Annotated in this window: 20 protein-coding genes and 1 tRNA gene; 10 read left to right on the forward strand and 11 right to left on the reverse strand. The window is 34.8% G+C overall.

Going from position 1 to position 24,126, the window contains the following annotated elements; all coding sequences use genetic code 11:
• The 4 genes from J3U57_RS05695 to dapB all read right to left on the reverse strand — a co-directional run bounded on the left by J3U57_RS05695 (window position 1) and on the right by dapB (window position 4,756).
• Window positions 1–1,683: an autotransporter assembly complex protein TamA gene (locus tag J3U57_RS05695; RefSeq protein WP_267344383.1), complete on the reverse strand. Its 1,683-nt coding sequence runs from the start codon at window positions 1,681–1,683 to the stop codon at window positions 1–3.
• A gap of 674 nt (window positions 1,684–2,357) precedes the next feature.
• Window positions 2,358–2,897 carry a hypoxanthine phosphoribosyltransferase gene (hpt, locus tag J3U57_RS05700; RefSeq protein ID WP_267332566.1) on the reverse strand — a complete coding sequence of 180 codons (540 nt, stop codon included), beginning with the start codon at window positions 2,895–2,897 and terminating at the stop codon, window positions 2,358–2,360.
• A gap of 526 nt (window positions 2,898–3,423) precedes the next feature.
• The gene (gene tadA / locus J3U57_RS05705) at window positions 3,424–3,924 is read right to left on the reverse strand and encodes a tRNA adenosine(34) deaminase TadA (RefSeq protein ID WP_267344367.1); all 501 of its coding nucleotides are present in this window, start codon (window positions 3,922–3,924) and stop codon (window positions 3,424–3,426) included.
• A 10-nt stretch (window positions 3,925–3,934) separates the two neighbouring features.
• Window positions 3,935–4,756 (reverse strand): 4-hydroxy-tetrahydrodipicolinate reductase, encoded by an 822-nt coding sequence (gene dapB, locus J3U57_RS05710; protein ID WP_267344366.1) that lies wholly within the window; start codon window positions 4,754–4,756, stop codon window positions 3,935–3,937.
• 129 nt (window positions 4,757–4,885) lie between these two features.
• Here dapB and J3U57_RS05715 point away from each other — a divergent pair, with 129 nt between their 5' ends.
• Window positions 4,886–6,082 carry an MFS transporter gene (locus J3U57_RS05715; RefSeq protein ID WP_267344365.1) on the forward strand — a complete coding sequence of 399 codons (1,197 nt, stop codon included), beginning with the start codon at window positions 4,886–4,888 and terminating at the stop codon, window positions 6,080–6,082.
• A 50-nt stretch (window positions 6,083–6,132) separates the two neighbouring features.
• Here J3U57_RS05715 and J3U57_RS05720 read toward each other — a convergent pair whose 3' ends face one another.
• Window positions 6,133–6,744, reverse strand: a complete 612-nt coding sequence (locus J3U57_RS05720) for an FKBP-type peptidyl-prolyl cis-trans isomerase (protein WP_267332570.1) — start codon at window positions 6,742–6,744, stop codon at window positions 6,133–6,135.
• A gap of 210 nt (window positions 6,745–6,954) precedes the next feature.
• On the opposite strand from J3U57_RS05720, the gene bamE reads away from it, so the two are divergent.
• On the forward strand, window positions 6,955–7,398 hold the full coding sequence (gene bamE / locus J3U57_RS05725) for an outer membrane protein assembly factor BamE (RefSeq protein ID WP_267332571.1): 444 nt from the start codon (window positions 6,955–6,957) through the stop codon (window positions 7,396–7,398).
• Between the two features lie 81 nt (window positions 7,399–7,479).
• On the opposite strand, the gene J3U57_RS05730 is transcribed toward bamE, so the two are convergent.
• Complete coding sequence (locus tag J3U57_RS05730; protein ID WP_267332572.1) at window positions 7,480–7,851, reverse strand: DUF5362 family protein; 372 nt, start codon at window positions 7,849–7,851, stop codon at window positions 7,480–7,482.
• A gap of 46 nt (window positions 7,852–7,897) precedes the next feature.
• On the opposite strand from J3U57_RS05730, the gene dusA reads away from it, so the two are divergent.
• The 4 genes from dusA (at window position 7,898) to J3U57_RS05750 (ending at window position 12,851) form a co-directional block, all read left to right on the forward strand.
• A complete protein-coding gene (gene dusA, locus J3U57_RS05735; protein ID WP_416379656.1) occupies window positions 7,898–8,893 on the forward strand; it encodes a tRNA dihydrouridine(20/20a) synthase DusA in 996 nt (331 codons plus the stop codon).
• 102 nt (window positions 8,894–8,995) lie between these two features.
• Window positions 8,996–11,014, forward strand: a complete 2,019-nt coding sequence (gene rep, locus J3U57_RS05740; protein WP_267344362.1) for a DNA helicase Rep — start codon at window positions 8,996–8,998, stop codon at window positions 11,012–11,014.
• A 449-nt stretch (window positions 11,015–11,463) separates the two neighbouring features.
• Window positions 11,464–11,540 (forward strand) — tRNA-Arg (locus J3U57_RS05745).
• A gap of 573 nt (window positions 11,541–12,113) precedes the next feature.
• A complete protein-coding gene (locus tag J3U57_RS05750) occupies window positions 12,114–12,851 on the forward strand; it encodes a GntR family transcriptional regulator (RefSeq protein WP_267344360.1) in 738 nt (245 codons plus the stop codon).
• 169 nt (window positions 12,852–13,020) lie between these two features.
• On the opposite strand, the gene J3U57_RS05755 is transcribed toward J3U57_RS05750, so the two are convergent.
• From J3U57_RS05755 to J3U57_RS05775, 5 genes are all read right to left on the reverse strand, one after another.
• A complete protein-coding gene (locus J3U57_RS05755; protein WP_267344358.1) occupies window positions 13,021–13,998 on the reverse strand; it encodes a PfkB family carbohydrate kinase in 978 nt (325 codons plus the stop codon).
• Window positions 13,976–15,010 carry an ADP-ribosylglycohydrolase family protein gene (locus J3U57_RS05760; protein WP_267344357.1) on the reverse strand — a complete coding sequence of 345 codons (1,035 nt, stop codon included), beginning with the start codon at window positions 15,008–15,010 and terminating at the stop codon, window positions 13,976–13,978. The genes J3U57_RS05755 and J3U57_RS05760 overlap by 23 nt, the downstream gene beginning before the upstream one ends.
• 70 nt (window positions 15,011–15,080) lie before the next feature.
• Window positions 15,081–16,331 (reverse strand): nucleoside permease, encoded by a 1,251-nt coding sequence (locus J3U57_RS05765; protein ID WP_267344356.1) that lies wholly within the window; start codon window positions 16,329–16,331, stop codon window positions 15,081–15,083.
• 684 nt (window positions 16,332–17,015) lie between these two features.
• Complete coding sequence (locus tag J3U57_RS05770; RefSeq protein WP_267344355.1) at window positions 17,016–19,319, reverse strand: TonB-dependent receptor domain-containing protein; 2,304 nt, start codon at window positions 19,317–19,319, stop codon at window positions 17,016–17,018.
• A gap of 104 nt (window positions 19,320–19,423) precedes the next feature.
• Window positions 19,424–20,275 carry a heme/hemin ABC transporter substrate-binding protein gene (locus tag J3U57_RS05775; RefSeq protein WP_267344354.1) on the reverse strand — a complete coding sequence of 284 codons (852 nt, stop codon included), beginning with the start codon at window positions 20,273–20,275 and terminating at the stop codon, window positions 19,424–19,426.
• A gap of 226 nt (window positions 20,276–20,501) precedes the next feature.
• On the opposite strand from J3U57_RS05775, the gene hutW reads away from it, so the two are divergent.
• The 4 genes from hutW to J3U57_RS05795 are packed head-to-tail and all read left to right on the forward strand — an operon-like array spanning window position 20,502 to window position 24,114.
• Window positions 20,502–21,902 (forward strand): heme anaerobic degradation radical SAM methyltransferase ChuW/HutW, encoded by a 1,401-nt coding sequence (hutW, locus tag J3U57_RS05780; RefSeq protein ID WP_267332581.1) that lies wholly within the window; start codon window positions 20,502–20,504, stop codon window positions 21,900–21,902.
• A gap of 28 nt (window positions 21,903–21,930) precedes the next feature.
• The gene (gene hutX, locus J3U57_RS05785; protein WP_267344353.1) at window positions 21,931–22,431 is read left to right on the forward strand and encodes a heme utilization cystosolic carrier protein HutX; all 501 of its coding nucleotides are present in this window, start codon (window positions 21,931–21,933) and stop codon (window positions 22,429–22,431) included.
• 8 nt (window positions 22,432–22,439) lie between these two features.
• Complete coding sequence (locus J3U57_RS05790) at window positions 22,440–23,078, forward strand: NAD(P)H-binding protein (RefSeq protein ID WP_267344352.1); 639 nt, start codon at window positions 22,440–22,442, stop codon at window positions 23,076–23,078.
• A 46-nt stretch (window positions 23,079–23,124) separates the two neighbouring features.
• On the forward strand, window positions 23,125–24,114 hold the full coding sequence (locus J3U57_RS05795; protein WP_416379528.1) for a FecCD family ABC transporter permease: 990 nt from the start codon (window positions 23,125–23,127) through the stop codon (window positions 24,112–24,114).
• The last annotated feature ends 12 nt before the right edge of the window (window positions 24,115–24,126 follow it).

The raw sequence follows: 24,126 nt of genomic DNA on the forward strand, positions 1-24,126 counted from the left end.
TTATAATTCACTTCCTAGACCAATATAGAGATGAATAGAGCCTTTATCTTTCCTATTTAATGGGGTGGCTAAATCTAATTTTATCGGACCAACAGGAGATGCCCATCTTACGCCAACACCTGTACCTGTATAGAATTTTGCTTTATCAACTTTATCGATTGCTTCACCCGTATCCACAAATACAGCTCCCCACCATGCACCTGTTACATTATATTGATATTCACCTGAGCCGGTGATCAACTTTGAGGCGCCTTTTAACTTGCCTTTTTTATCTTCAGGGGAAATAGATTGATATTTATAGCCACGAATACTACGATCACCACCAGCAAAGAATCTAAACGATGGCGGTACTCTATCAAAATTACTCGCTTGAATAATACCAAAATTACCTCGAGCAATAAATCGATGTGTTTTTTGCAATGACCGGATCCAAGTTTGTTGCGCTTGAAAGCGTACTAAATTGATATCTGAACCCAATGCATCTGCCGCCGCTTCAACTGAATACCGTTGTGAATCGCCCCACATGGCTAATAAATTACCATCACTACGAATTCGCGATAAACTCACAGAAGGATAGTATAAAAAGGTTTTATAACTTGAATCACCTTGGGTAAAGTTATCTCGCAACATGTTCAAACCTAAAGCCGTTTGCCAACCCTCAAAATGATCCCAATTTCGTAGTACCCCAAAGGTATAAGAGCGCGAGTAGGTATCATTATTATCAATTTTTTTGTAACCACCTTGGATCGTGTAATATTGTTCTAATGGAGATTTTTTTAAGGGAATTTTATAACTCATGGATATTGTTTGTTCTGGTGACGATAACGAAAGATTGCTTTGAAAACTTTGCCCACGACTATTTATCCACGGCTTATTCCAGCCAATTTTTCCATGAACGCCATTATCGGTTGAATAACCCAGTCCTAAGTCCATATTATTCTTTTTACGAGGTGACGTTGCGACAACGATCGGGAGTTCTTTATTTGCTGTTAAGTGAGGAAAATCGGGGGTCACAACAACTGAATTGAACCAGTTAGTTGAACTTAAACGCCGATTCAATAACGATAATTGCTCGGCAGTATACCTATCACCTTCTTTAAATGGCACTATGTTAGCTAGATAATCGTTGCGAATTTTGGCATCGGGAAAGCTAACTTTACCAAATTTGTAACGTTGACCCGTATCAAAATCAATATTCCAAAAAGCTTGATGTTCATAATTTGAGACGGCTAATTGGTGTTTAGTCATATTGGCATCAAAATACCCCTTGTCGAGCGACAAATTGAGTAATGCTTTTTTGAATGACTCATAGATACCATGATTGAGCACATCGCCAATTTTGGGCAGATTATTGTTAAGTAACGCTTTAAAATCCTCATCATGTTGACCTTCACCCGTGATATTAATATTGAGTTGTTCAACAATGACGGGTTCACCTGGTGTAATTTTTACTTTTAAGACTTTAGGATCTTGTTCGTCATAGTCAAAAGTAGGGGAGTAGTAACCTAAAGCGCGTAGCGCTTTTTGAACTTCACTTTCAAAATAACGTTTAAAATTGGGCGTATTATTAATTTTATTGGACTCAATTAACGAAATACGCGCATCGACATTATCAGCCAGTTCTCCTGATAACCCTTTAATGGATAATTTCATATCAGCATAACTAGATGCTGTGGTTATCATCAAAACTAGACATAATGAACGGGAAAATCGTGACACGTATACCTCGATAAGATTGATTATTTTAAATACTATCTATATTAGGTTAATTTTTCGAATTCGTTTGGATGACAAATTTATCATATTAAGCTTATCATCGTCTATGATAAGCTAAGTAAAAAAGCATTAAATTATCGACTAGAAGTGCTTTGCTGGTTAGTAATGATTTATCTATTGTTGCGTTGTTTAACTACATTGATAATCTATTCGCATTTGAAATGGCAAAACTCAGCCGTGTAGTTGCGTGAATTAAGCAACTTGACCTACTTTAAATCAAGTTAGAGTACGACTTTTTTTCTGGTCATTCTCGTTTTGCTATTGAGATGACAAAATGTCGAGATAAAAGATATATTTTCAATATAAAATGTAATAAGGTTGTTAGTATAAGCCTTATTATCTGTTGCAAAGAGAAATCGGTTTTTTAAATTGCCAATAATAATGATGTGAGGTGATGATCTTAATAAAATTGATCAATACTTGATGAAATTGATAACCGGCAATATTTGATCTCCAGTGAGCTTGCTGGTTCATGCCGGTCAACTCAAATTATGGGACTATCTTAATTTATCGATTGAAAATGTAAGCTAGTTTGGGACATATTTTAGCTCTACCCATTATTGATGTTAATAAACTATTGATTAAGATTCAATTAACGTGACCTGCCCAATATAAGGTAAATGGCGATAATGCTGTGCATAATCTATACCATAACCAACGACAAACTCATCAGGTATAGAAAATCCAATATATTTAACCGGCACCGATACTTCACGACGAGAAGGTTTATCAAGCAAAGTACAAATTTCAATACTGCGGGGATGACGCAATTTTAATATTGCCATAACTTTACTTAAGGTATTGCCTGTATCAATAATATCTTCAACAATTAAAACATCTTTATCACGTATATCCTCATCAAGGTCTTTTAATATCTTAACATCTCGGTTACTTACTACAGCATTGCCGTAACTTGATGCTGTCATAAAATCAACTTCGTGTCCAACAGTGATGGCACGACTTAGATCCGCCATAAAGATGAATGATCCCCGCAAAAGACCGACTAAAATGAGTTCATTTTGGCTATTTTGATAGTCTTTACTGATTTGTTGTCCAAGTTCAAAAACGCGTTTTTGGATATCTTGTGCAGATATCATCATTTCTAAGGTATGCTTTTTCATGAATAGTGCTCGAATTAATTTTCTAAAAATATCGTTTTAGATTCTAACAATATTCCTCGATAAAAAGAACAACTAACCACATTTTTTATTGAAAGTTTAGAATAAATATAAGATTAGCTGATATGAGGATTAGATATTTTCATTTAATGATAATAAACCGAAGCTTTATATTTTTGCTACTGTGCAATTTTGGCTATTGCATATTGTGAGAATCTTGTATGGGTATTTTATCTGTTCGGGTAAAAAGATTTACTTTAAACCCTTTAAAAACTTTGTAAAAAATTGAAATAATAGTGATTTGACCAACTACTCACTCAATTAATCATATGAGTGAGGATAATTGCTTTGTAGGCTGAGTATATTAAAAATTTTTTGGATAGTACGCAATAACGTTAATTTGCTTAGTATCAATAAAACTCAAATCGGCAAAATTTGATTCCATTTTGATGCAAATCGATTAATATTTTTTTATTTTTTGCACTTTTTTAAGTTTAGCAAAATCTATTTATTCAACTAACAACAATATCTATCCTTGTTCAGCATTATTTTGACGTGATTGCTTTAATAATTTTTTCTGTAAGCGTCGTTTTTTAAAAAAATTGCTCAATATTGCACTACATTCATCCATTAAAACTCCGCCTGTGACTTCGGCGTAGTGATTAAGACCTTGATAATTGAGGATATCAATAAACGATCCCGCCGCACCCGTTTTTAAATCATTTGCCCCATATACGACACGTTTTATACGACTATGAATGATGGCGCCTGCACACATAATACAGGGTTCCAAGGTGACATAAAGGGTGGTATTAATTAAACGATAGTTATTTAATAAAAGTCCTGCTTGCTCTATTGCCATAATTTCAGCATGCGCAGTCGGATTATTTTTAATAATGGAATGATTAAAGCCTTCGCCAATTATTTGATTATTTTCATCAATGATTACTGCGCCGACGGGGATTTCTCCAATAGATTCGGCGCGTTTGGCAAGCATTAATGCATGTTGCATCCAATATTCATCAGACATAGCAATACAATTACAAATCATTCAAATTTAATACATCCCGCATGTCATATAAACCGACAGGCTGTTTAGCAAGCCATAATGCAGCACGCACCGCACCGTTAGCAAAAGTCATACGGCTAGAAGCTTTGTGGCTTATTTCAACGCGTTCACCAATGTCGGCAAAAATAGCTGTGTGTTCGCCAACGATATCACCTGCGCGAATAGTAGCAAAACCAATAGCACCTTTAGGCCGTTCACCAGTATGACCTTCACGACAATAAACAGCGCGATCTTTCAAATGACAACCTAGTGCATCAGCAATTGCTTCACCCATGGCAAGTGCTGTACCAGATGGTGCATCAACTTTGTGACGATGATGTGCTTCAATGATTTCGATATCGGTATAATCGCCCATAATTTTAGTGGCTTTTTCCAGTAATTTTAAAACAAGGTTAACACCAACACTAAAATTAGCGGCAAATACAATAGCGATTTTTTTTGCTGCATCGGCAATGGCTTGTTTACCCGCTTCATCAAATCCAGTGGTACCAATTATCATCATTTTACTGTGTGCTACACAAAAAGCTAAGTGGGATAAAGTACCTTCAGGACGCGTAAAATCAATTAATACATCAAATTTGTCTTTCGCTTGTTCTAAATTGTCGGTGACTTTTATGTTACAACCCCCGATTCCTGCAAGCTCTCCCGCATCACTACCAACCAATGAAGAGCCCTTTCGCTCAAAAGCCGCACCTAAGGTAACCCCGTCAATTTGCGAAACAGCTTGGATGAGCTGTCGTCCCATCTTGCCACCAGCGCCTGCGATTGCAATACGAATCATATTTGTTGACATATAACTATCCTTAACTTTTTTTTAGATTTAGATAAATAAATATTATAGCGGAAAATAAAAAAGTTATACATAATTCAAAATTATATACTTTTTAAAGTTGTTTTTAAGAAAACGTGATAGGAGGCAATGATGAGATGTCCATGGTATTTTGGCTGGAACATAGTTATTGCAGCTGCACTTTTAACGCTGCTATCAAGTGGACTGAGAATGAGTATGGGGGTGTTTTTTCTACCTATCGCAAATGATCTGGGTTTTAGTCGTAGTATCCTTTCAGGCATTATTGCTATTGGTATGTTGTTTTCGGGTATTGCCATGCCGATAGCCGGCTACTTAGTGGGGAAATATGGTACGCGCTTTGTGTTGTTACTTGGTACGGTGATGATTATTCTATCAACAATATGGTCAGCAATGTCTCGTGATTATTGGAACTTTCTTTTTTCGTTTGGTATTGCTTTGTCATTTGGTACTTCATTTGTTGGTGCGGTCAGTTTTACGCCTATTGTGGCGAAATGGTTTCATAAGCGAAGAGGGTTTGCACTATTTATTGTATCAACAGGCAGTATGGCGGGCATTGCCGTGATGCTACCTGTATTTGCCTTTTTTATTCCGTTATATGGTTGGCAAAATACATTAGTGGCGTTTTCAGTATTTTTTACGATTCTAGCTATGCCCATTGCACTGTTTATTATGAAAGATAATCACGCCGCTATCGACCAGAGAGAACAAGCGGCAGTGCAAACTCAACCGGTTGATATCAAACTTATTGATGTCTTAAAAACACGTCCTTTTTGGCAACTTAGTTTTGGGCTTTTTACTTGTGGATTTAGTATGAATTTATTAGGTACGCATGGCGTCCCAATGTTGGTTGATCATGGGTTTGATTCGGTAACCAGTTCTACAGGAATTGGCTTGATAGGTTTAGTTGCCATTTTTAGTACTTTAGTGCTGGGTTATATATCTGATATTGTGCAACGTAAAAACATTTTGATGCTTGTTTATTTGGTTCGCGCAATCGGTTTTATTGCGTTGGTATTAGCATCGACCAAATGGCAGCTTTTTACTGTCGCGGCTGTTGGTGGATTAGTTTGGGCGGGCGCATTATCTACATCGGGCGCAATAACTGCCGATATTTATGGTGTAAAAATTGTGGGATTACTTTCTGGATTAACTTACTTAGGTCATCAAATCGGTGCCATGATAGGTTCATGGTTGGGTGGTTGGGCATATGATAATTTACATACTCATCTAGTCGCTTTTGGTGCAGCGAGCATCTTATTACTTATGGCTGCATTAAGTTCCTATTTTCTACCTAAAAACTTAAAATAGATCGGACAGATTGATAAGTAAAAATGGACGCGAGCAAGCGTCCATGTTTTTTATAATACTTTTAATAACTCGACATCAAAAATAAGTGCACTATACGGTGGAATTGATGCACCTGCACCATGTGCGCCATAAGCTAACTCTTGTGGAATGTATAATCGCCATTTTGAACCTTCTGGCATTAATTGTAATGCTTCAACCCAGCCAGGAATCACGCCATTAACTGGGAATTCAGCAGGTTGTCCACGTTCAACTGAACTATCAAACACAGTTCCATCAATTAATTGTCCTGTGTAATGTACTTGTACGCGATCGGTTGCTTTAGGTAAAGCGCCATTACCTTCGGTAATAATTTGATACTGTAAACCTGATTCAGTCGACTTTATACCTTCTTTTTTTAGATTTTGTGCCAGAAATTCTTTACCTGCTTGTGCAATCTTTTCTGCTTGTTTAGCCTTTTCTTGAGTGGCTTGTTCATGAATTTGACGAAGCGCATCATGTAGTTCTTGCAATGGTAATGCGGGTTGATTACCAGATAGCACATCTTCCATCGCCAATTTTAACGCATTAAGTTCTAAATTTTTTAATCCTGACTCTTTTAATTGTTGTCCAATTTGTAAGCCAATTGCATAGCTGGCTTTTTGTTCGATAGTTTCTAATTTCATTTTTGACCTTTAATGATGAGTAGATAAGGTTTATAAAGAAGTTTATAAGTTTGTAGATACGCGCATAAAAGTCAAGAAGTAATTTGTTTTAGTCGTAAATAATGACCATTTCATCACTTAATAACAAAGAATTTGTTAATTTGGCTAGCACTTAGCCAAAATATCAGCGATAATAGTCATTATTAAATTTCTAAAATGGATTAAGTGTAGATGCAGTTTCGTAAATTTACCTCGCTTGTCATTGTAACTAGTGTGTTATTAACTGGTTGTTCGGTCGTTGATCGTTGGGTTTACCGACCAGATATCAATCAAGGTAATTATGTAACACCAGAGGCAATTGAACTATTAAAAACAGGTCAAACTAAAGATCAGGTTGTATTTATCATGGGATCACCAATGTTAACCTCTATTTTTGGTGATAATGTTTGGTATTATGTATTTCGACAACAACCACAGCATGGTCAAGTAAGCCAAAGAAATTACACTGTTTACTTTAACGAAATGGGTATTGTCACGGATATTAAAGCGACAGAGTTAGAAGGTTCTAAATCGTTAGAAGAAATGAATCAACAACAGATATCCGATCCTATTGATATTAAATCAGATGATGAGCAAAGTAGTGCAGAAGCGAAATCAGAATCTGACTCTCAATAAATACTTCCCCTCGCTAAATAGCGAGGTGAGTATTTATCCTAAAAATTTCAATGTTTATTTTTAATAAAATATGGCGAGTCACTAGTAATACATATTTGAACTAAGATAACTGACTATCATTACCAAATATATCACTGTAAATACGATAGAAATAATAAAGGTTATCAGTGAGTACTTCCAAAAACCATATAAATTTTCAAGCGAAGCCACCATATCTTGCTCTTTTTTTCCATAGGTTGTTAATTTAATTGCGCTGCCTGATTTAAACAGTTTAACGCCAGCGATAATTTCTGGAATACCTATTATAGCAGTGATAATACCTAAACAGGTTAACGCGCCAGTAATGATCATAATTACGCCAAAAACTTGTTGTATTCCTGCAATAAAATTCATGTGTTTTTTTAATACTTCTGTTAATTGAAATGAAATTTTATTTGTTTCATTTATATCCATGTTCATTCCTTATATTATTGCACTATTTAAAAGTGGTAGATAGAATATCAACTTTTATATTCATGTCGAGGTTTTTTTGGCTAATTTTTGTCTAAACCGCTTTTCGGTAGCTCCTATGCTTGATTGGACCGATAAGCACTGCCGTTATTTTCATCGCATATTAACTAAGCAAACATTGTTGTATACCGAAATGGTAACAACGGGCGCGATTTTATTTGGTAAGGGTGATTATTTAGATTTTAATTTAGCTGAACATCCTTTATGCCTTCAATTAGGTGGCAGTGATCCTGTTGCACTTGCAAAGTGTGCTAAATTAGCTGAGCAACGAGGCTATAACGAAATTAATCTTAATGTTGGTTGTCCTTCTGACCGTGTGCAAAATGGTATGTTTGGCGCTTGCTTGATGGGCAAGGCTGATTTAGTGGCAAGATGTGTATCGGCGATGCAAGATCATGTTGATATTCCCGTTACGGTCAAAACAAGAATTGGTATTGATCATTTAGATAGTTATGATTTTTTACGCCAATTCATTGATACACTTTTACCTTTTACTAATACCTTTATTGTTCATGCTCGCAAAGCATGGTTATCGGGGCTTAGTCCAAAAGAAAATCGTGAAGTCCCTCCATTAGATTATGCTCGTGTTTATCAATTAAAGTGCGACTATCCACAACTAACTATTGCGCTAAATGGTGGCGTAAAAACAATTGATGAGATCAAACATCATTTACAATTTGTTGATGGAGTGATGGTTGGCCGGGAAGCTTACCAAAATCCTTTGTTACTGACTAAAATTGATGCCCAAATTTTTGGTATCGATAAACCCAGTATTGATGCTATATCAGCTATAAAAGCTTTATACCCTTATATCGAACAGCAATTGACCCAAGGCGCACAATTAAATCATATCATGCGTCACACCCTAGGTATTTTTAATGGTCGCAAAGGTGCTAAACAGTGGCGTCGTTATCTCAGTGAAAATGCTCATAAAAAAGGCGCGGGGATTGAAGTCGTTGAACAGGCGTTGGCCTTTATTCATTAATTTTTGAATAAAAAACATTAAAAAAAGCTTAATTATCGGTATTTGTATCGAGTTATAAAAACAGTATATACTAAATGCCAATTTTTCTAATGGTCAAAATCAGTGCGTTTAAATTCAAGTCAACAACAAGCGGTTGAATATGTATCCGGACCTTGCTTAGTTTTAGCTGGGGCTGGTTCTGGCAAAACTCGTGTTATTATTAATAAAATCGCGTATTTAATACGCGTTAAAGAGTATTTACCTCGTCATATTGTTGCGGTAACGTTTACCAACAAAGCTGCGCGAGAAATGAAAGAGCGGATTGCTTTGTCTTTGACTAAAAAAGAGACGCGGGGATTAAAAATTTCGACCTTTCATACTTTAGGTCTTGATATTGTGCGTCGAGAGTATCACCATCTCGGTATTAAAGCTAATTTTTCATTATTTGATGATCATGATCAAATTGCCTTACTAAAAGAACTGACTCAGCAATGGTTAGAAGGTGATAAAGATTTAATTAACCAATTGCGATCAACCATTTCGAATTGGAAAAATGATATTATTGATGCAACTGTCGCTATGGCAAGAGCTCAAACTAACAAAGAAAAGTTATTTGCCCATTGTTATCAACTTTATGAAAAACAATTAAAAGCATGTAGTATTTTGGATTTTGATGATCTTATTTTGCTTCCTACTTTATTATTAAAAAACAATCAAGAAGTGCGGGAAAAATGGCAAAATCGTGTACGCTATTTACTGGTTGATGAGTATCAAGATACTAATACTAGTCAGTATGAATTTATCAAATTATTAGTGGGTAACCGAGCTAAATTTACGGTTGTTGGGGATGATGACCAATCGATATATTCTTGGCGAGGTGCTCGTCCACAAAATTTAGTGTTACTTAAGCAAGATTTTCCTCAATTAGCCGTGATTAAGTTAGAGCAAAATTATCGCTCTTCAGGACGTATATTAAAAGTGGCTAATATTTTAATTGAAAATAATCCTCATATTTTTGAAAAAAAACTGTTTTCGGAACATGGTTACGGTGAAGTATTAAGAGTGATTTCGGCAGATAGTGAAGAGCACGAATCTGAAAAAGTGGTTAATGATTTGATTGCTCATCGCTTTGCTAATAATAGCCAATATGGTCAATATGCCATTTTATATCGAGGTAATCATCAAGCGCGTTTAATTGAAAAGATGCTAATGCAGTATCGAATACCTTATCGTATATCAGGTGGTACTTCGTTTTTTTCTCGTATTGAAATTAAAGACCTAATGGCTTATTTACGTTTACTTACTAATCCGGATGACGATAATGCTTTTATTCGCATTATCAATACACCAAAAAGAGAAATTGGTCCAGCGACGATACAAAAACTTGGGGAATGGGCAAATCATCGCGGTGTTAGTTTATTTCAAGCAAGTCATGATATGGGGCTAACAGAAGTGTTATCCGGTAAACGAATGGAGTCTTTAAAATTATTTATTCAATGGTTTGACACACTAATTCAGCAATCACATAGTGAACCTATGAATGCTATTCATGAACTCATACATGGTATTCATTATGAAAGCTGGATCTATGAAACATCAGCTTCACCAACCGCAGGGCAAATGCGGATGCGTAATGTAGAGCAGTTAGTGAGCTGGTTAAATGATATGCTGCAAGGTGATGATCTTGATGAAGGAATGACGCTTGAGCAAGCTGTAGCTAGGTTTACTTTGCGAGATATGTTAGAACGTAATGAATCGGAAGAAGAGTTAGATCAAGTTCAGTTGATGACGTTACATGCATCTAAAGGGTTAGAATTTCCCTATGTCTACCTTGTTGGTATGTCTGAAGGACTATTACCGCATCAAACCAGTATTGATGAAGACAATATTGAAGAAGAGCGCCGTTTAGCTTATGTTGGAATTACGCGTGCTCAACGAGAATTAACGTTTTCATTTAGTCGCCAACGCAAACAATTTGGGGAAACAATGTATGTTGAACCAAGTCGATTTTTATTAGAGTTACCTCAAGATGATTTAGCATGGCAAGATCAATCAACTGAATTATCTCCCGAAAAAAAAATGCAACAAGGGCAAAGTAGATTAGCTATGCTCAAAGCTCAAATTGCTAACGCCAAACAATAACCCTGAATATTATCCAAAATATAAAAGCTAATTCATTTAATGGTTTGTAAATAAACTCGTTTAATGCTTTTTGGGGTTAACTATGGTAGTCCTACATGCTAACTTTGTCTGGGGCGCTACCCACTGTAGACTAATTTACAATTTTTAATAAAACCAGTTAGTAAAACGAATAAATTATTATTATAATCTTTGAGAAAGTTATTACGGGTTATTGGGTCATTTATGTCCAATAAAATAAGAATAAGTTAGCTTGTTTTTACAATAGATATTTTTAAATTATATTTTATAATATGATTTTATTATAAACCATGAATTATGACTGATAACGTTCAAGAAATGGAAGAATTGATGATATTTTGTCAACCTAACTAGATAAAGCATTAAAAATCATTGACGGATCAAAATAGCTTTATATAATGTTCAGCGTCTTTTCTACAAAACATATCATTGTCTCCTTAGCTCAGCTGGATAGAGCAACGGCCTTCTAAGCCGTAGGTCACAGGTTCGAATCCTGTAGGGGACGCCATAAGAATTCTTGATAATAAATAGTTGTCTCGTACTAGTTTAAAAGTTGGTTTTCTGTGATCTATACTTTGAATAAAGCGTTATTGCATCTAATTAGAATCTAGGTAAATAGTTTCGTATTTTTACCATTCTAGTGCATAAAGTAAATCTTGATTTCGCAAAGTAAAAAAATATTTTTAAATTTGATGGAACAACTTAATGATATACGCCTCAAATTTTTAATATTGTTGATTTCATAAATGGTATCGATTTACAACGTGTTTTAATTGTTTTGAGTAAACTAACAAAAGCATTTAGCTATTTATAAATTCTTTATTTTTTGTTCACTCTAGTGCATTAGAATTTTGCTATATCATTATTAACTATAAATAATTTACTTGAAAATAACTTAATAAAGCATCTTAAGTTAATCATTATCATCCAAATAATGGTAAAGCTAGGTTTTATTTATTTCATAGATAGCTATTGATCCCTTGATTTTTAAACATATTTTATGTTTAGTTAATAATTATACGTGATCGTAAAGAAAACCAAATAGTCTTAATAAAAGCGTATCATTAGTAATGAGGAAATAATGAGCAATAATTTAATCTCTAACTTAAATCGACTATTAGATAAAAGTATTAAATTACCTTTATATCAACAAATTGTTGAAATAATTGTTAAGCTAATTACTTCAGGAACATTGAAGAAAGGTGATTTTTTACCGAGTGAAAGGGAGTTTACTCAACAACTCAATATTTCTAGAATTACTATACGTAAGGCTCTAGAAATATTAGAAAATAACGGATTTATTATTCGTGCACGAGGCTATGGTACCTATGTGAATGGTTCATTCGAATATTCACTCAAAAGTCTAAAAGGTTTTTCTGAACAAATTCAAATATTAGGTCAGAAACCAAACACAATTTGGGTTAATAAACAATTAAGTAATGTCAGTCCAGAAATAGCAAGGTATCTTGGTGTTGACTTAAATGAAGATGTTTTTATTCTAAAACGTATTCGTTATATTGATGACTATCCTGTATCGATTGAACAATCCTATGTTCCTAAAGCACTTATTGATAATATTGATGATGTACAAACATCTTTATATACCTTTTTCCAGACACATAACATTATTCCGATGCATGTTAAAAACTGGGTATGTGCTAGTGCACCGAATGAAGAGTTTATGCAAGTGATGTCAGTGGAAAAGTCTGAACCTGTATTGATTATCAAACAGCAGGTTTTTGATGAAAATTACATTCCTATTGAATATAGCATTTGTCACTGCCGAAGTGATTTATATGTCTTTACAACAGAAGAGTAAGCATATTGGATTGATTAGATTTAACTGTGTTTATCTTATTATCGAGTAAAAAATTAGATTATAGTCAAATTGGCGCATTGAAAAAGGGGGAATAAGTCCCCCGATTGTCTTTTTGCGATTGTTATGTCTAGTAACGAATGAATAAAAAATTTGTTTAAAAACGGTTCACTTATTCTTGTTTTATATGTTTAATAAGTTGTTGCTTGGTTGGTGAACAGTCCGCACCTTTTTGACCAACAGTGTAAGATGCAACTGCATTGCCTAACGTAACTGCATCGGATAAAGACCAACCAGCTGATAAAGCAGCAAGCACTCCTCCTGCATGATTATCTCCTGCACCAATTGTATCGATTACTGTGACTGGAAATATATCCACCCACTTTTGTTCTCCTTTTTGATAAACGTAGGCACCTTCGTAATCTAATCGAATAATGATTGGTGTATGATGCTTGGTAAACCAATTATGGGCAAAGTTTTGTACAGCATCTTTAAAATTGCTAGATTTACTGTCAAGACCAAGAAATTCAGCCTCTTGTCGATTGACCGATATAATGGGTTTTAAAGCGAATAACCGATCAAAAATTTCGGAATTTAACGTTGATATTCTTGGACCAAAATCAATAAAAAGGTCAAAAGGTTGAGAAAGAGATTCTACCCAATCGAGAATTTCGGATCCTGTTTTACTCGATAATTGGTAACCACATAAATAAATTATTGCGTTTTTTTCTATATGAAGATTAGCAAGTAATTGTTTATTCCAAGTACTTTCAATACCTTCAATAGTAAAAAAAGTTCTCTCACCTGTGGGGTCAACCAGCGCCAAACACCAGCCATTATCCTCTTCAAGATGAGTAAACTCTGATACAATCTGATGATGTTGCATTAATTGGCTAATTTGTGTTGCCCAAATACCCGTTCCAATAGGTAGCGCATTGTATGATTGCATACCTAATTGTTTTAGCATTAATGCAATATTAAAGGCACATCCTCCTATATGTTTTTCTTGCTGTGATAACAAAACTTCACCACCTGAGCTGGGAATAAAAGGAGTTTGCATCACTAAGTCAATAACGGCAGCGCCAATAAGACAAATTTGCCGTTTAGTTGTTAAACACTCAATTTGCCTAATGAGCTGTTGGTTGACCATTAGCTGACTCCTTTATCCGTCTTAAACGATAAAACTCTTTGCTATAGTGTGTAAAATCTAATTGATTAGCTTCATTAAGTTGTTTTATCCATAATGGATTGATACTCTCAACTCCATTTAGTGCACCACAAATTGCGGTCGCCATTGCACCAATAGTATCTGTATCACCACCAAGGTTTGCACAAAGTATGGCTGATTGATTAGGATCGGTTTTTGCAATTTCAACTATTGCTAATGCAGCGGGAACGGCTTCAAGTGTACTGGTGCCAGCACCGACAATATTATAAATATCGGACAGCTTAGACTGAACGCCTCCTGGCTTTTCAGCCAGATTAAGTGCCAGCTCAATTCGTTTTGATATTGAAGGGCTAAACGTGGTTATTTTTCGTGTTTGAGCAATATCAGCAATCGTTGCTAAACCTAATTTAATTTGTTGCCAACTACAATGATCTATTGCTTTAGATATAGCCCATGCGATGGTGACTGCGCCAGCAATGGCTATATCTGACTTATGTGTTGGGCTTGAAGCAAGCGTAATTTGTTCGATGAAATCATCTAAATTATCTGCCGGTAACAAACAACCTAGTGGCGATACACGCATTGCCGCCCCATTTGTTGTTCCATTATTTTCTAATGAATCAATTGATTTGCCTTGCGAAATTTGATTAAGTGCAATTTTTGAAGTTGGTCCTAAGACATTTTTGTTAAAAGCATCGAAATTTTGTGCCCACTTCATTATATTATTGGCAATAGTGTTTGGCTCAATTTGGCCATTACACTCAATAATGGCATCTGCAAGCGCGAGTGCCATTGAAGTATCATCAGTAAATTCAGCTTGATTGAAATAACAGGCTGCATTATTTTCTTTCGGACCTGGTAAAAAAGTATCTATCCATCCAAAATAGGACTGTACTTTTGTTCTTGGCCACAGTTCAGATGGCATTCCCATTGCATCGCCAATGGCTTGTCCATAAAACGTACCTAATATTTTATTTTCCTTAGAGATAGACATAATATCCTCTATTTAATTCTGTAAATTACTCGCAAAGTGATTAATGACCAGCATAAATTCGAGATCAATGTTATTGCAATTGATCAACTTTAATTGGTTCGATTTCACGTTTTTCTCTGAAAAATAGTAGAAATATTACTGCAATGACCACAATCATTAATGCACCAGAGCCCCACATGCCAGCCCAATTGTAAGTTAAACCATTTTCAGGTGTTTCATTTTGAAAAAAGTATTCCATCATTGTTCCACATAAGTTATAACCAACTAAATTTCCTAAACCTAGGCAGAACAGTGAAAATAATCCCTGAGCAGAGGCTCGAACGTGTGGTGGGGCTTTTTTATCAACATAGACATAGCCGGTAACAAAATAGAAATCATAACTAACACCATGTAGTAAAATACCAATAATTAACAAACTATAAATAAACAGATTATCCACAGAGCCATAGACGAATATTCCATAACGTATAGCGGCGGTAATTAACCCAAGCATTAATACATTTTTTATACCAAATCGTTTGATAAAGAGAGGAAGACAAAGCATAAATAGAATTTCAGAAACTTGACCAAGGGATAGCCATCCAGTTGCATTTGTCATGCCCATTTCGGTAAGGTAACTGTTTGAAAATGGGTAATAAAAAGCGAGTGGAATACAGAATAAAAATGAACATAATGTAAAGTTTCTAAATTCTTTATCTTTTAATAAAATAATAGCATCTAAGCCTAAAATTACTCTTAAGCTAATTTTGCCTGTACTTTTTGGTGGCGTATTAGGTAACATAAATGCAAATAGTCCTAATACGGCAGAGCTTATAGCTGTGATGATAAGCGGAATATTACTTTTCGAGATATCACCAAAGCCTAGCAGTGTTGGTAGAAAACCACACACAACGCCAGATGCTATCCAGCCAATTGTACCTAATACTCGAATACGTGGAAAATAACGTTCTGCATCACTGACATTTGATAAAGCAATGGTATTAGTTAAAGCCACTGTTGGCATATAGGTTAAAGCGTATAAGAGTAATATAGGAAAAAATAAATTGAAAGTTGTTTGCTGTGCTGCAAGGTACATCAAAAGTGCCCCGACTAGGCATAATACAGCTAATACTTTTTGTGCTGCAAAATAACGATCTGTAATCGAACCAATAATGATTGGAGAAATTACTGCTGCAATTGAAGTCGTCGCATAACACAGACTAATTTGCGCAGGAGAAAAACCATTTTTAATCAAAAATTGTGAAACAGGCACAAACCACGCGCCCCAAATAAACCACTCAAGAAACATCATAGAAGAAAGCTTTATATTATTCATATTCATATAAATGAACTCCACTTGTATGTTACAATTATCTATAGGTTATATAAAGGTATTGCATCGCGACAATATTAACACAGGAATTCGAAGTTAGTAAGAATTGTTTATTTTTTTAGCAAAATAAATTTAAATTCGTTATTAACAATATAAAAGGATAGAGATAATTTTATTTGAATATTAATCACTTATATCGTTTTTTATTTTTTTAAATAAACTTTCTTATTATCGATACTATAAGATGGAATATGAGTAATGCTTACTTGATTGAGCAATTTATACGTATTTTTAGCTAACTTTTAGCAAGGATTAAATGTTTATATAACCTTTATAACCAATCATTTTAGCTGCAATTAAATAGTTTTATAATGACTCTTCTCTCAAACGTCTGTTAGTTAATTCGCTTCTTATTTTGCTGTTACTTAGCCTTCATAATAATAAAAAGTCTATCTTCTATGTGTAAAATCTGTTGTGTGGTCTATTTTTTAGCACATAGAATGAAAAATCTACATAATTGTTTGAATCGATACGTTATAGACTATTTTGTGCCATTAACTATTTTTATCGATATTTGTAAATCATATAATTTTCAGTTTTTATACATTCGCATTGTGCATAATTTTAAATTTATTACTGTAAAAGTAATCAAAGTCAGGTTTAACCTAACTTTGATACTAACTGTTGTTGGGATTAAAAATCAATGTCTAAACCTAATTGGAAGGTTCGCCCTGGTGCTGTAAACATATCAAGATATTTATGATCAGAGGTGCTATATAGCTTATTATTACTCAAATAATCCCAATATTTTTGATTGGTAAGATTGTAAATACCCCCGCTTAATTTAACATTCTTGCTAATGTTGACATAACCGGTAAGATCGATAATTCCATGTCCTGGTACTCTAAAATACTCATCTTTTGAGTCAGTGATCGGTTTACCATCATTTCCATACGATTCGCGATTAGTCGATTCCGCTTTTTTCCCTTTTTGCAGCGTTGTTGTAATGGCAACCCCATAAAATTTATTTGGATCATCCCAAGCTAGACCTATAACGCTTTTTAATGGCGCAACAGAGTCCATTTCGACATTTTTATCGCCTAAGTAATTGGATTTTGATTTACCTTGGTTATAGCCGATTGCGAATCTAGCACTTAAACCATTTACCGCATTAGACCATGTGCCAAAATTAAATTCACTGCTTAGTTCGGCACCATAAATATAAGCTTTATCGCGGTTTTCAGATTGATAAACGATACGATTACCCGTGCCGACAAAATCTTTTTTATATCGAGTATAGGCAATGAAGTTTTTATAGCGATTATAGAATACGGCTGATGATAACGTTATTCCTGAAACCGGATGTCCTTTTAAACCTAATTCAAAGTTATTACTTGTTTCGGTTTTTAGGTTAGAGTCACCAACTAAAACATACATCTTACTATGAGCTAAATAAGAACCGTATAATTGATTTTGATTCGGCATTTGCGCACTACGTTTATATTGTAAGTAGGCAGTAAAATCAGGATTAATATCGTACATCAATGCAAGTGATGGTAAAATTTGGAAATCGCTATTATCACTGTACTGTTTGCTCAAATTAGATGAGTTGATACCCGTTACAGACATATTATCCAAATTACGCGGTTTAGTGTTTTGATATATCGCTCTAATGCCCGGAACCAAATAGTAGTTATTTGTTTCGTTATAGTTAAAGCTAATACGGTCTTCAACAAATCCACCTAATTGATAAGAACGGCTATCGGCTTGAGGTTTGGTATAGTCACCATCAGGAAAGATTTTACTATTTTCAGATTTAGCAGAAGTATAAAACGGTGATTCGTCTTTACCCCATTTAGCATTTAAACCCGCACTAATTTTTTGATTTTCGTAATTTTTTAATAATGTTGTAATAAAGTTATAAGTCTTAGTGTTATAGTTGGTTTGGGTATTAAAGTTTCCTTTAGTTTTATGACGTAAATCAGTATCATCATAAACATTAGTACGTTGATAACTTAATTGGGTCGTTAATATATCGATCAAGCTAAGGTCGGTTGGGCGCCACTGATCTTTGATAGATAAATTGAAGCGATTATTTTTACTTCTTTGGTGATCCAAAGATTCAATCTTGCTACCTGTTCTATCCCATGTATCGTAATGTGAATTTTTTGTTTTACTATTAAAGTCGATGGTTGTATTTAATAAATGTTCATCGGTCATTTGCCAGCCAAAACCGGCTAAAATGGAATTAGAGTGCCAATTTTCAGGATAACTGCTAATAGAATCCCCATGATTTCTTGTTTGCTGACCATCACGACGACTCAAAACTAATATACCATTAAGATAATCATCACCACCTGCCATGGTTAGCCCTTGATGATAACTATGATCTGCTGAATCGTAGTTATTTTGGAAACCAAAATAACTTGTTTTACCTGGGTATAAGTAGTAACTTGCTGTTTTTGTTTGGAATGAAACAGAACCCCCTAAAGCATTATTAGGATTACCAACCGAGGTTGCACCTGATTGAATATCAACTTTATTGTACATATAAGTATCAATATAATCACGCCCGATACCATAAGAACCAAATCCAGCCCGACCGACTGAATTTACGCGCCCTTGTGCAATAGGTAAAGGCATTCCATCAATATCAATCGATACGCGGTTTGCATCCAAACCGCGGATGTTATAACCGGTAAATCCACCTCTATCCCAACTACTTTTTCCACTTCCTGAACCAGAAATAGTGCCTGAAGCCGAAATCAGGGGTTGATAACGCATGATTGTTCCAAAATTTGTTCCGCCATCACGTCTAATATCTTGTTCAGAAATTTCAGTATTTGTGCCCGGTTTTTTAAATGCTTCATGCGCGGTGACAGTCATCGTGTCATTAATTTTATCGTCATCATGTTTTTCAGCGGCAATACTCGGGACTGCAAAAGTCAGACCCAAAGCTAACGTGCTGGTTTTTTTTAAATTTGTAAAATTGAACATTGTAATCCTTTTAGACTTAGTAAATTAAATAAAATGATTCACTTCAATTGCTTCTAATTTATTGTCAAACATTATTAAAATTTATATAAAAATCAGGATGAACTTCATTTTGGATAGAAGCTTTGGTATAAAATTTTTGTAATCTCATCAACTCTTGGTCCTATCCCAAAAAGATATTGATCATCAACAACAGTTATACGGTGATTTTTGTAAGCATCTGTTTCTGTAATACCTGGGATAGTATTGATTTTGTCTAAACCACCTAACTGTTCAATAGAGTGGGTATTAAAAACAATAACCTGCGGATTCATCACAATTAGCGATTCAGGGGTATAACTTTTATAACTTGCATGTGTGGCTAAATTTTCACCGCCAGCAATCGTGATTAATGCATCCGCTGTTGTATTTTTACCCGCAACTGAATTGGTCCCAGCCATGCTCATTAAGAAAAGCACTTTTGTTTTTTCATGATGATTGGAAATGTCTTTTTGGATTTGTGAAAGATTGGTTTTAATTTTATTGATTAATTGCTGTCCTTCGGTTTTTTTATTTAATTTATCAGCGATTTTATCAATATTTTCATATAGTAAATCAACAGTACCAGGGATTCGGTTTAACGCCAATACACTTACCTTAGCATTGGCAACTTGAGCAAAGATATTATCAGGTTCTATATCTTTAAATGCGATAAAAAGAGAGGGGTGTAAAGATAAAATTCCTTCAATATTTAATAATTTCCAATAACCAATTTGAGGTAGATTTTTTACTGATTCAGGATAGGTACTCGTTTTATCAATACCAACAACTTGCTCACCAGCGCCTAGGGCATAAACAATTTCAGTTAAGCTTGCCCCTGCAATAACGATTCTTTCATTAGCAAAGCTATAATTAATCAAACAATTGAAAACAAAGATGAATAGTAACGCAGTTACTTTTGTCATAATTTTTTTTAACATTTAACACTCCCTGTGTCTCGGTATTGAGGGTAGTAATATAGTGAAAATGATAACTATTATCAATATTGTCATATAAATTATTTTATAAATCTTATTAATTACTACATTTTTTTAGCAAAAAAATTAAATAAATATCAATTAATTATAAAATAAATTAATAAAAAATATTGATAAATGATAATAATTATTATTTAATCTTGGCAAATTTTATTTACACATAGCCGTTATGAAATCGTTAGATGTGAGTGCTTTTTTTGCTGCGAATTCCGTTTTACCTTTTAAAAATCGTTGGGCAGTAATGCCTTTACAAGCAAGTTTACCGCTGGACCAAGACTTAATTGAAAAGCAATGGGAAAATATTCAATTATCTGAATTGAAAGGTAAAAAAAGGTTAATTTATGTGCATGTGCCTTTTTGTGATATTCATTGTCAATTCTGTGGTTTTTATCAAAATCCACTACGTAAGCATAATACCGAAACCTATGTTGACTATCTTTTACACGAGATATCGTTAGAAATTACCAATAATGCTATGCAATCGGCCCCGATTCATGCAATCTATTTTGGTGGTGGTACACCATCAGCCTTGGCAGCAGGTCAATTGGCTAGAGTCATTCGCTATTTTAAGCAATTTGCTCCCTTAGCTCCCGATTGTGAAATTACTGTAGAAGGGCGCATTTCTGATTTTGATGATGATCGCATTGATAGCTATATTGAAGCTGGAGCCAATCGTTTTTCGATTGGTGTGCAAACTTTCGATACGGATATTAGGCAAAAATTAGGTCGTCAATCTTCTAAACAACAAATTATTGATGGCTTTGAGCGTATAGCAGCTCGAGATAGTGTCGCGTTAGTTTGTGATTTAATGTTTGGATTACCTAACCAAACTTATCAAACTTGGCAACAAGATTTAGAAATAGTCGATAATCTACCTATTGATGGGGTTGATCTTTATGCCCTTAATTTACTGCCAACCACTCCTTTAGCTAAGGGCGTTGAAAATAAACGTATTGAGCTACCTTCAGTTACTGATAAATGCGATTTATATCAACAAGGCGCAAAGTATCTTGAAAAACAAGGTTGGCATCATTTAACTAATGCGCATTGGTCTAAAACCAGTCGAGAACGTAATTTATATAATTTTCTGATAAAGCAAGGTTCTCATTTTTTTGCTTACGGCTCGTGTGCGGGTGGACGATTAGGTGGGCACTCTTTTATGCTTAATCGTGATTTAGCGAGTTATTATGCGCAGCTCGATCAAGGTAAAAAACCATTAATGATGTTAACAGGTAAACCTTTAATTGGCGATTGGTTATATAAATTACAAGCAGGTATTGAAAAGGGTAGAATTGATTTAAATGGTTTAACCGATCATGCCGAATTATTCGATCCCTTAATTGAACAATGGTACCAAGTTGGTCTATTAAAAAATCAAGCACATTGTTTGCAATTAACTTTATCGGGACGTTATTGGTCAAGTAATATTCTTCAAGCTTTACAACAATTATTATTACAATTGAATAATCCAGAACATATTGAATTGCAACAAAAAATGGCAACGGCTAGACAGTCTATGAAAGCAATGCAGGGTATGTCAAAATCGGTTAATCATAAACAACATGTCTAAATAACATCACATCAATAAGGATACTTCTATGGTAGATAAACAAACACATTTAACTCACTTAGCAACTTATATGCAAACTAATCCAGAAGATTTGCTAGAAAAAATTGCACAAGACTATCAAGTTACTTTAACGCAAGTCATTCAAGCTATGCCAGAAGCTAAAATTGTTGATGGTGATCATTTCGATGCTATTTGGGATGAAGTAACAACTTGGGGTGATGTAATGTTTTTGATTCATACAGGTGATATTATTGCTGAAATTTCAGGTGAGCTACCGCCTGGCACACATAGTCAAAAATATTTTAATTTACGCCATCAAAAAGGTTTAAGTGGTCATATTAAAGCTGAACATTGTCAATATATTGCGTTTATTGAACGAAAATTTATGAAGATGTCGACAGCATCGATGATTTTTTTAAATCATTTGGGACAGTCGATGTTTAAAATATTTGTTGGTCGTGATGAAAATCATCAACTTAAAGCCGATCAACTAGAAAAATTTAGAGCTTTGATGCAAAAATTCAATTAAAACATATTATGAAAACATTATTTATTTTTGGGGTAAGCCCAAATCAAGGTACGGGTTACCAACTAGCGCAGTTGGTAAGACAACGTCATCCTGACTGGCGTTGTATTGTATTAGTTAGGCATGCAGATTTTGCCAAACAGCTTTCGCAACAAGGTATTGAAACTTATGTCGGCGATGCAACGAATACTACTTTGTTAAACGCTATGTTTGAACATGCTGGTGCTGGCTCTGTTATTGTTTCAACTTTAGGTGGTGAAACAGGTAACTATACAGCACAGCGAAAGATTATTGATTGTGCAGAGCAAGCAGGTATTTCCAACATGGTTTTGGTCACTTCTTTAGGCTGTGGTGATTCGTGGAACACGTTATCTGCTAGGGCAAAACAAGCCTTTGGTCACGCCGTTCGAGAAAAGTCATTAGCTGAAGTGTGGTTGCAAACAAGTTCGTTGTCGTATTTGATTTTACGACCAGGTGGACTACGTAATGGCGAAATTACTTATAGCGCTCAATGTTATTTTAATCAGGAAGTTCATGGTTTTATCCATCGAGCAGAGCTAGCTAATACGATTTTAACCAAAATAGAAAATAAGCAATTTGATAATTGTGCATATAGTGTGGTTGATCCTCATCTAGCCGTTCATAATTAATGCATATAAATATATATGATCAAGTTGATATTATCAGTGAGGTAAGTTGGTGCGTAATGTTAGTCAACGAATAATATTATGGGCATTATTGGTTATCCTTTGTGTGTTGATTATTTTTGCGGCAAACATTGGCGCACTTAAATTTCCCATTACCCAACTTGCAACAATGTCATTTGACGATCCGATATTAAATATTTGGCTCAATATTCGTTTACCTCGCATAATTTTAGCTGTTATTGTGGGAATGGCATTAGCCAGTTCGGGAGCGGTGATGCAGGGGTTATTCAGAAATCCATTAGCGGACTCAGGTCTACTTGGAATTAGTAGTGGCGCAAGTTTAATGGTCGGATTATCGATTTTATTTCCAACCATTTTTCCACCTATTATGATGCTTTACGGTAAGATGGTTGCCGCTTTTATCGGCAGTTTTTTTATTTGCTTGCTGATTTATCTTTATAGCCTGAACGAACAATGTAATTTAGCTAAAATGGTTTTATTAGGTGTAGCAATTAATGCAATTATTGCGGCTGTAATGGGCTGTTTAAGCTATGTTAGTGATGAATCTCAATTAAGACAATTATCTTTGTGGTCAATGGGACATTTAGGTAAAGGCTCATGGGATTTGGTACTCGTTGCTATGTCTCTAATTGTTCCTGCATTAATTTGTATTTTTAAACTTTCTTATCAACTTAATATCTTGCAGCTTGGTGATGAAGATGCGCACTATCTAGGTATTAATGTCCTTCGTATAAAGCAATATTTATTATTACTTTGTGCATTATTGATAGGCACAGCTGTTGCCGTGAGTGGTATTATCGCTTTTGTTGGTTTAGTTGTTCCACATATGATTCGTTTACGGATGGGGGCCAATCATCAATGGTTACTGCCGGGTTCTGCACTTGGTGGCGCTTGCCTGTTATTATTGGCCGATACACTAGCTCGAACCTTGATTGCCCCAGCTGAAATACCTGTTGGACTGTTCACCAGCCTCATTGGTGGTCCCTATTTTCTTTGGCTGATTTTAAGGCAGAAGTAACAGATGGAATTA

The organism is Gilliamella sp. B3464 (genome assembly GCF_026536145.1).
In the GTDB taxonomy this organism is placed as follows: Bacteria; Pseudomonadota; Gammaproteobacteria; order Enterobacterales; family Orbaceae; genus Gilliamella.

What these genes read in the sequence shown, in the direction of transcription:
- J3U57_RS05720 (WP_267332570.1), bottom strand. Translation starts at nt 6,744, where the DNA reads ATGAAATTAGAAACTATCGAACAAAAAGCCAGCTATGCAATTGGCTTA.
- J3U57_RS05755 (WP_267344358.1), bottom strand. Translation starts at nt 13,998, where the DNA reads ATGGTCAACCAACAGCTCATTAGGCAAATTGAGTGTTTAACAACTAAA.
- hutX (WP_267344353.1), top strand. Translation starts at nt 21,931, where the DNA reads ATGGTAGATAAACAAACACATTTAACTCACTTAGCAACTTATATGCAA.
- J3U57_RS05750 (WP_267344360.1), top strand. Translation starts at nt 12,114, where the DNA reads ATGAGCAATAATTTAATCTCTAACTTAAATCGACTATTAGATAAAAGT.
- J3U57_RS05790 (WP_267344352.1), top strand. Translation starts at nt 22,440, where the DNA reads ATGAAAACATTATTTATTTTTGGGGTAAGCCCAAATCAAGGTACGGGT.
- hpt (WP_267332566.1), bottom strand. Translation starts at nt 2,897, where the DNA reads ATGAAAAAGCATACCTTAGAAATGATGATATCTGCACAAGATATCCAA.
- J3U57_RS05770 (WP_267344355.1), bottom strand. Translation starts at nt 19,319, where the DNA reads ATGTTCAATTTTACAAATTTAAAAAAAACCAGCACGTTAGCTTTGGGT.
- hutW (WP_267332581.1), top strand. Translation starts at nt 20,502, where the DNA reads ATGAAATCGTTAGATGTGAGTGCTTTTTTTGCTGCGAATTCCGTTTTA.
- tadA (WP_267344367.1), bottom strand. Translation starts at nt 3,924, where the DNA reads ATGTCTGATGAATATTGGATGCAACATGCATTAATGCTTGCCAAACGC.
- J3U57_RS05695 (WP_267344383.1), bottom strand. Translation starts at nt 1,683, where the DNA reads ATGATAACCACAGCATCTAGTTATGCTGATATGAAATTATCCATTAAA.
- bamE (WP_267332571.1), top strand. Translation starts at nt 6,955, where the DNA reads ATGCAGTTTCGTAAATTTACCTCGCTTGTCATTGTAACTAGTGTGTTA.
- J3U57_RS05775 (WP_267344354.1), bottom strand. Translation starts at nt 20,275, where the DNA reads ATGTTAAAAAAAATTATGACAAAAGTAACTGCGTTACTATTCATCTTT.
- J3U57_RS05760 (WP_267344357.1), bottom strand. Translation starts at nt 15,010, where the DNA reads ATGTCTATCTCTAAGGAAAATAAAATATTAGGTACGTTTTATGGACAA.
- J3U57_RS05730 (WP_267332572.1), bottom strand. Translation starts at nt 7,851, where the DNA reads ATGGATATAAATGAAACAAATAAAATTTCATTTCAATTAACAGAAGTA.
- J3U57_RS05765 (WP_267344356.1), bottom strand. Translation starts at nt 16,331, where the DNA reads ATGAATATGAATAATATAAAGCTTTCTTCTATGATGTTTCTTGAGTGG.
- J3U57_RS05715 (WP_267344365.1), top strand. Translation starts at nt 4,886, where the DNA reads ATGAGATGTCCATGGTATTTTGGCTGGAACATAGTTATTGCAGCTGCA.
- dapB (WP_267344366.1), bottom strand. Translation starts at nt 4,756, where the DNA reads ATGTCAACAAATATGATTCGTATTGCAATCGCAGGCGCTGGTGGCAAG.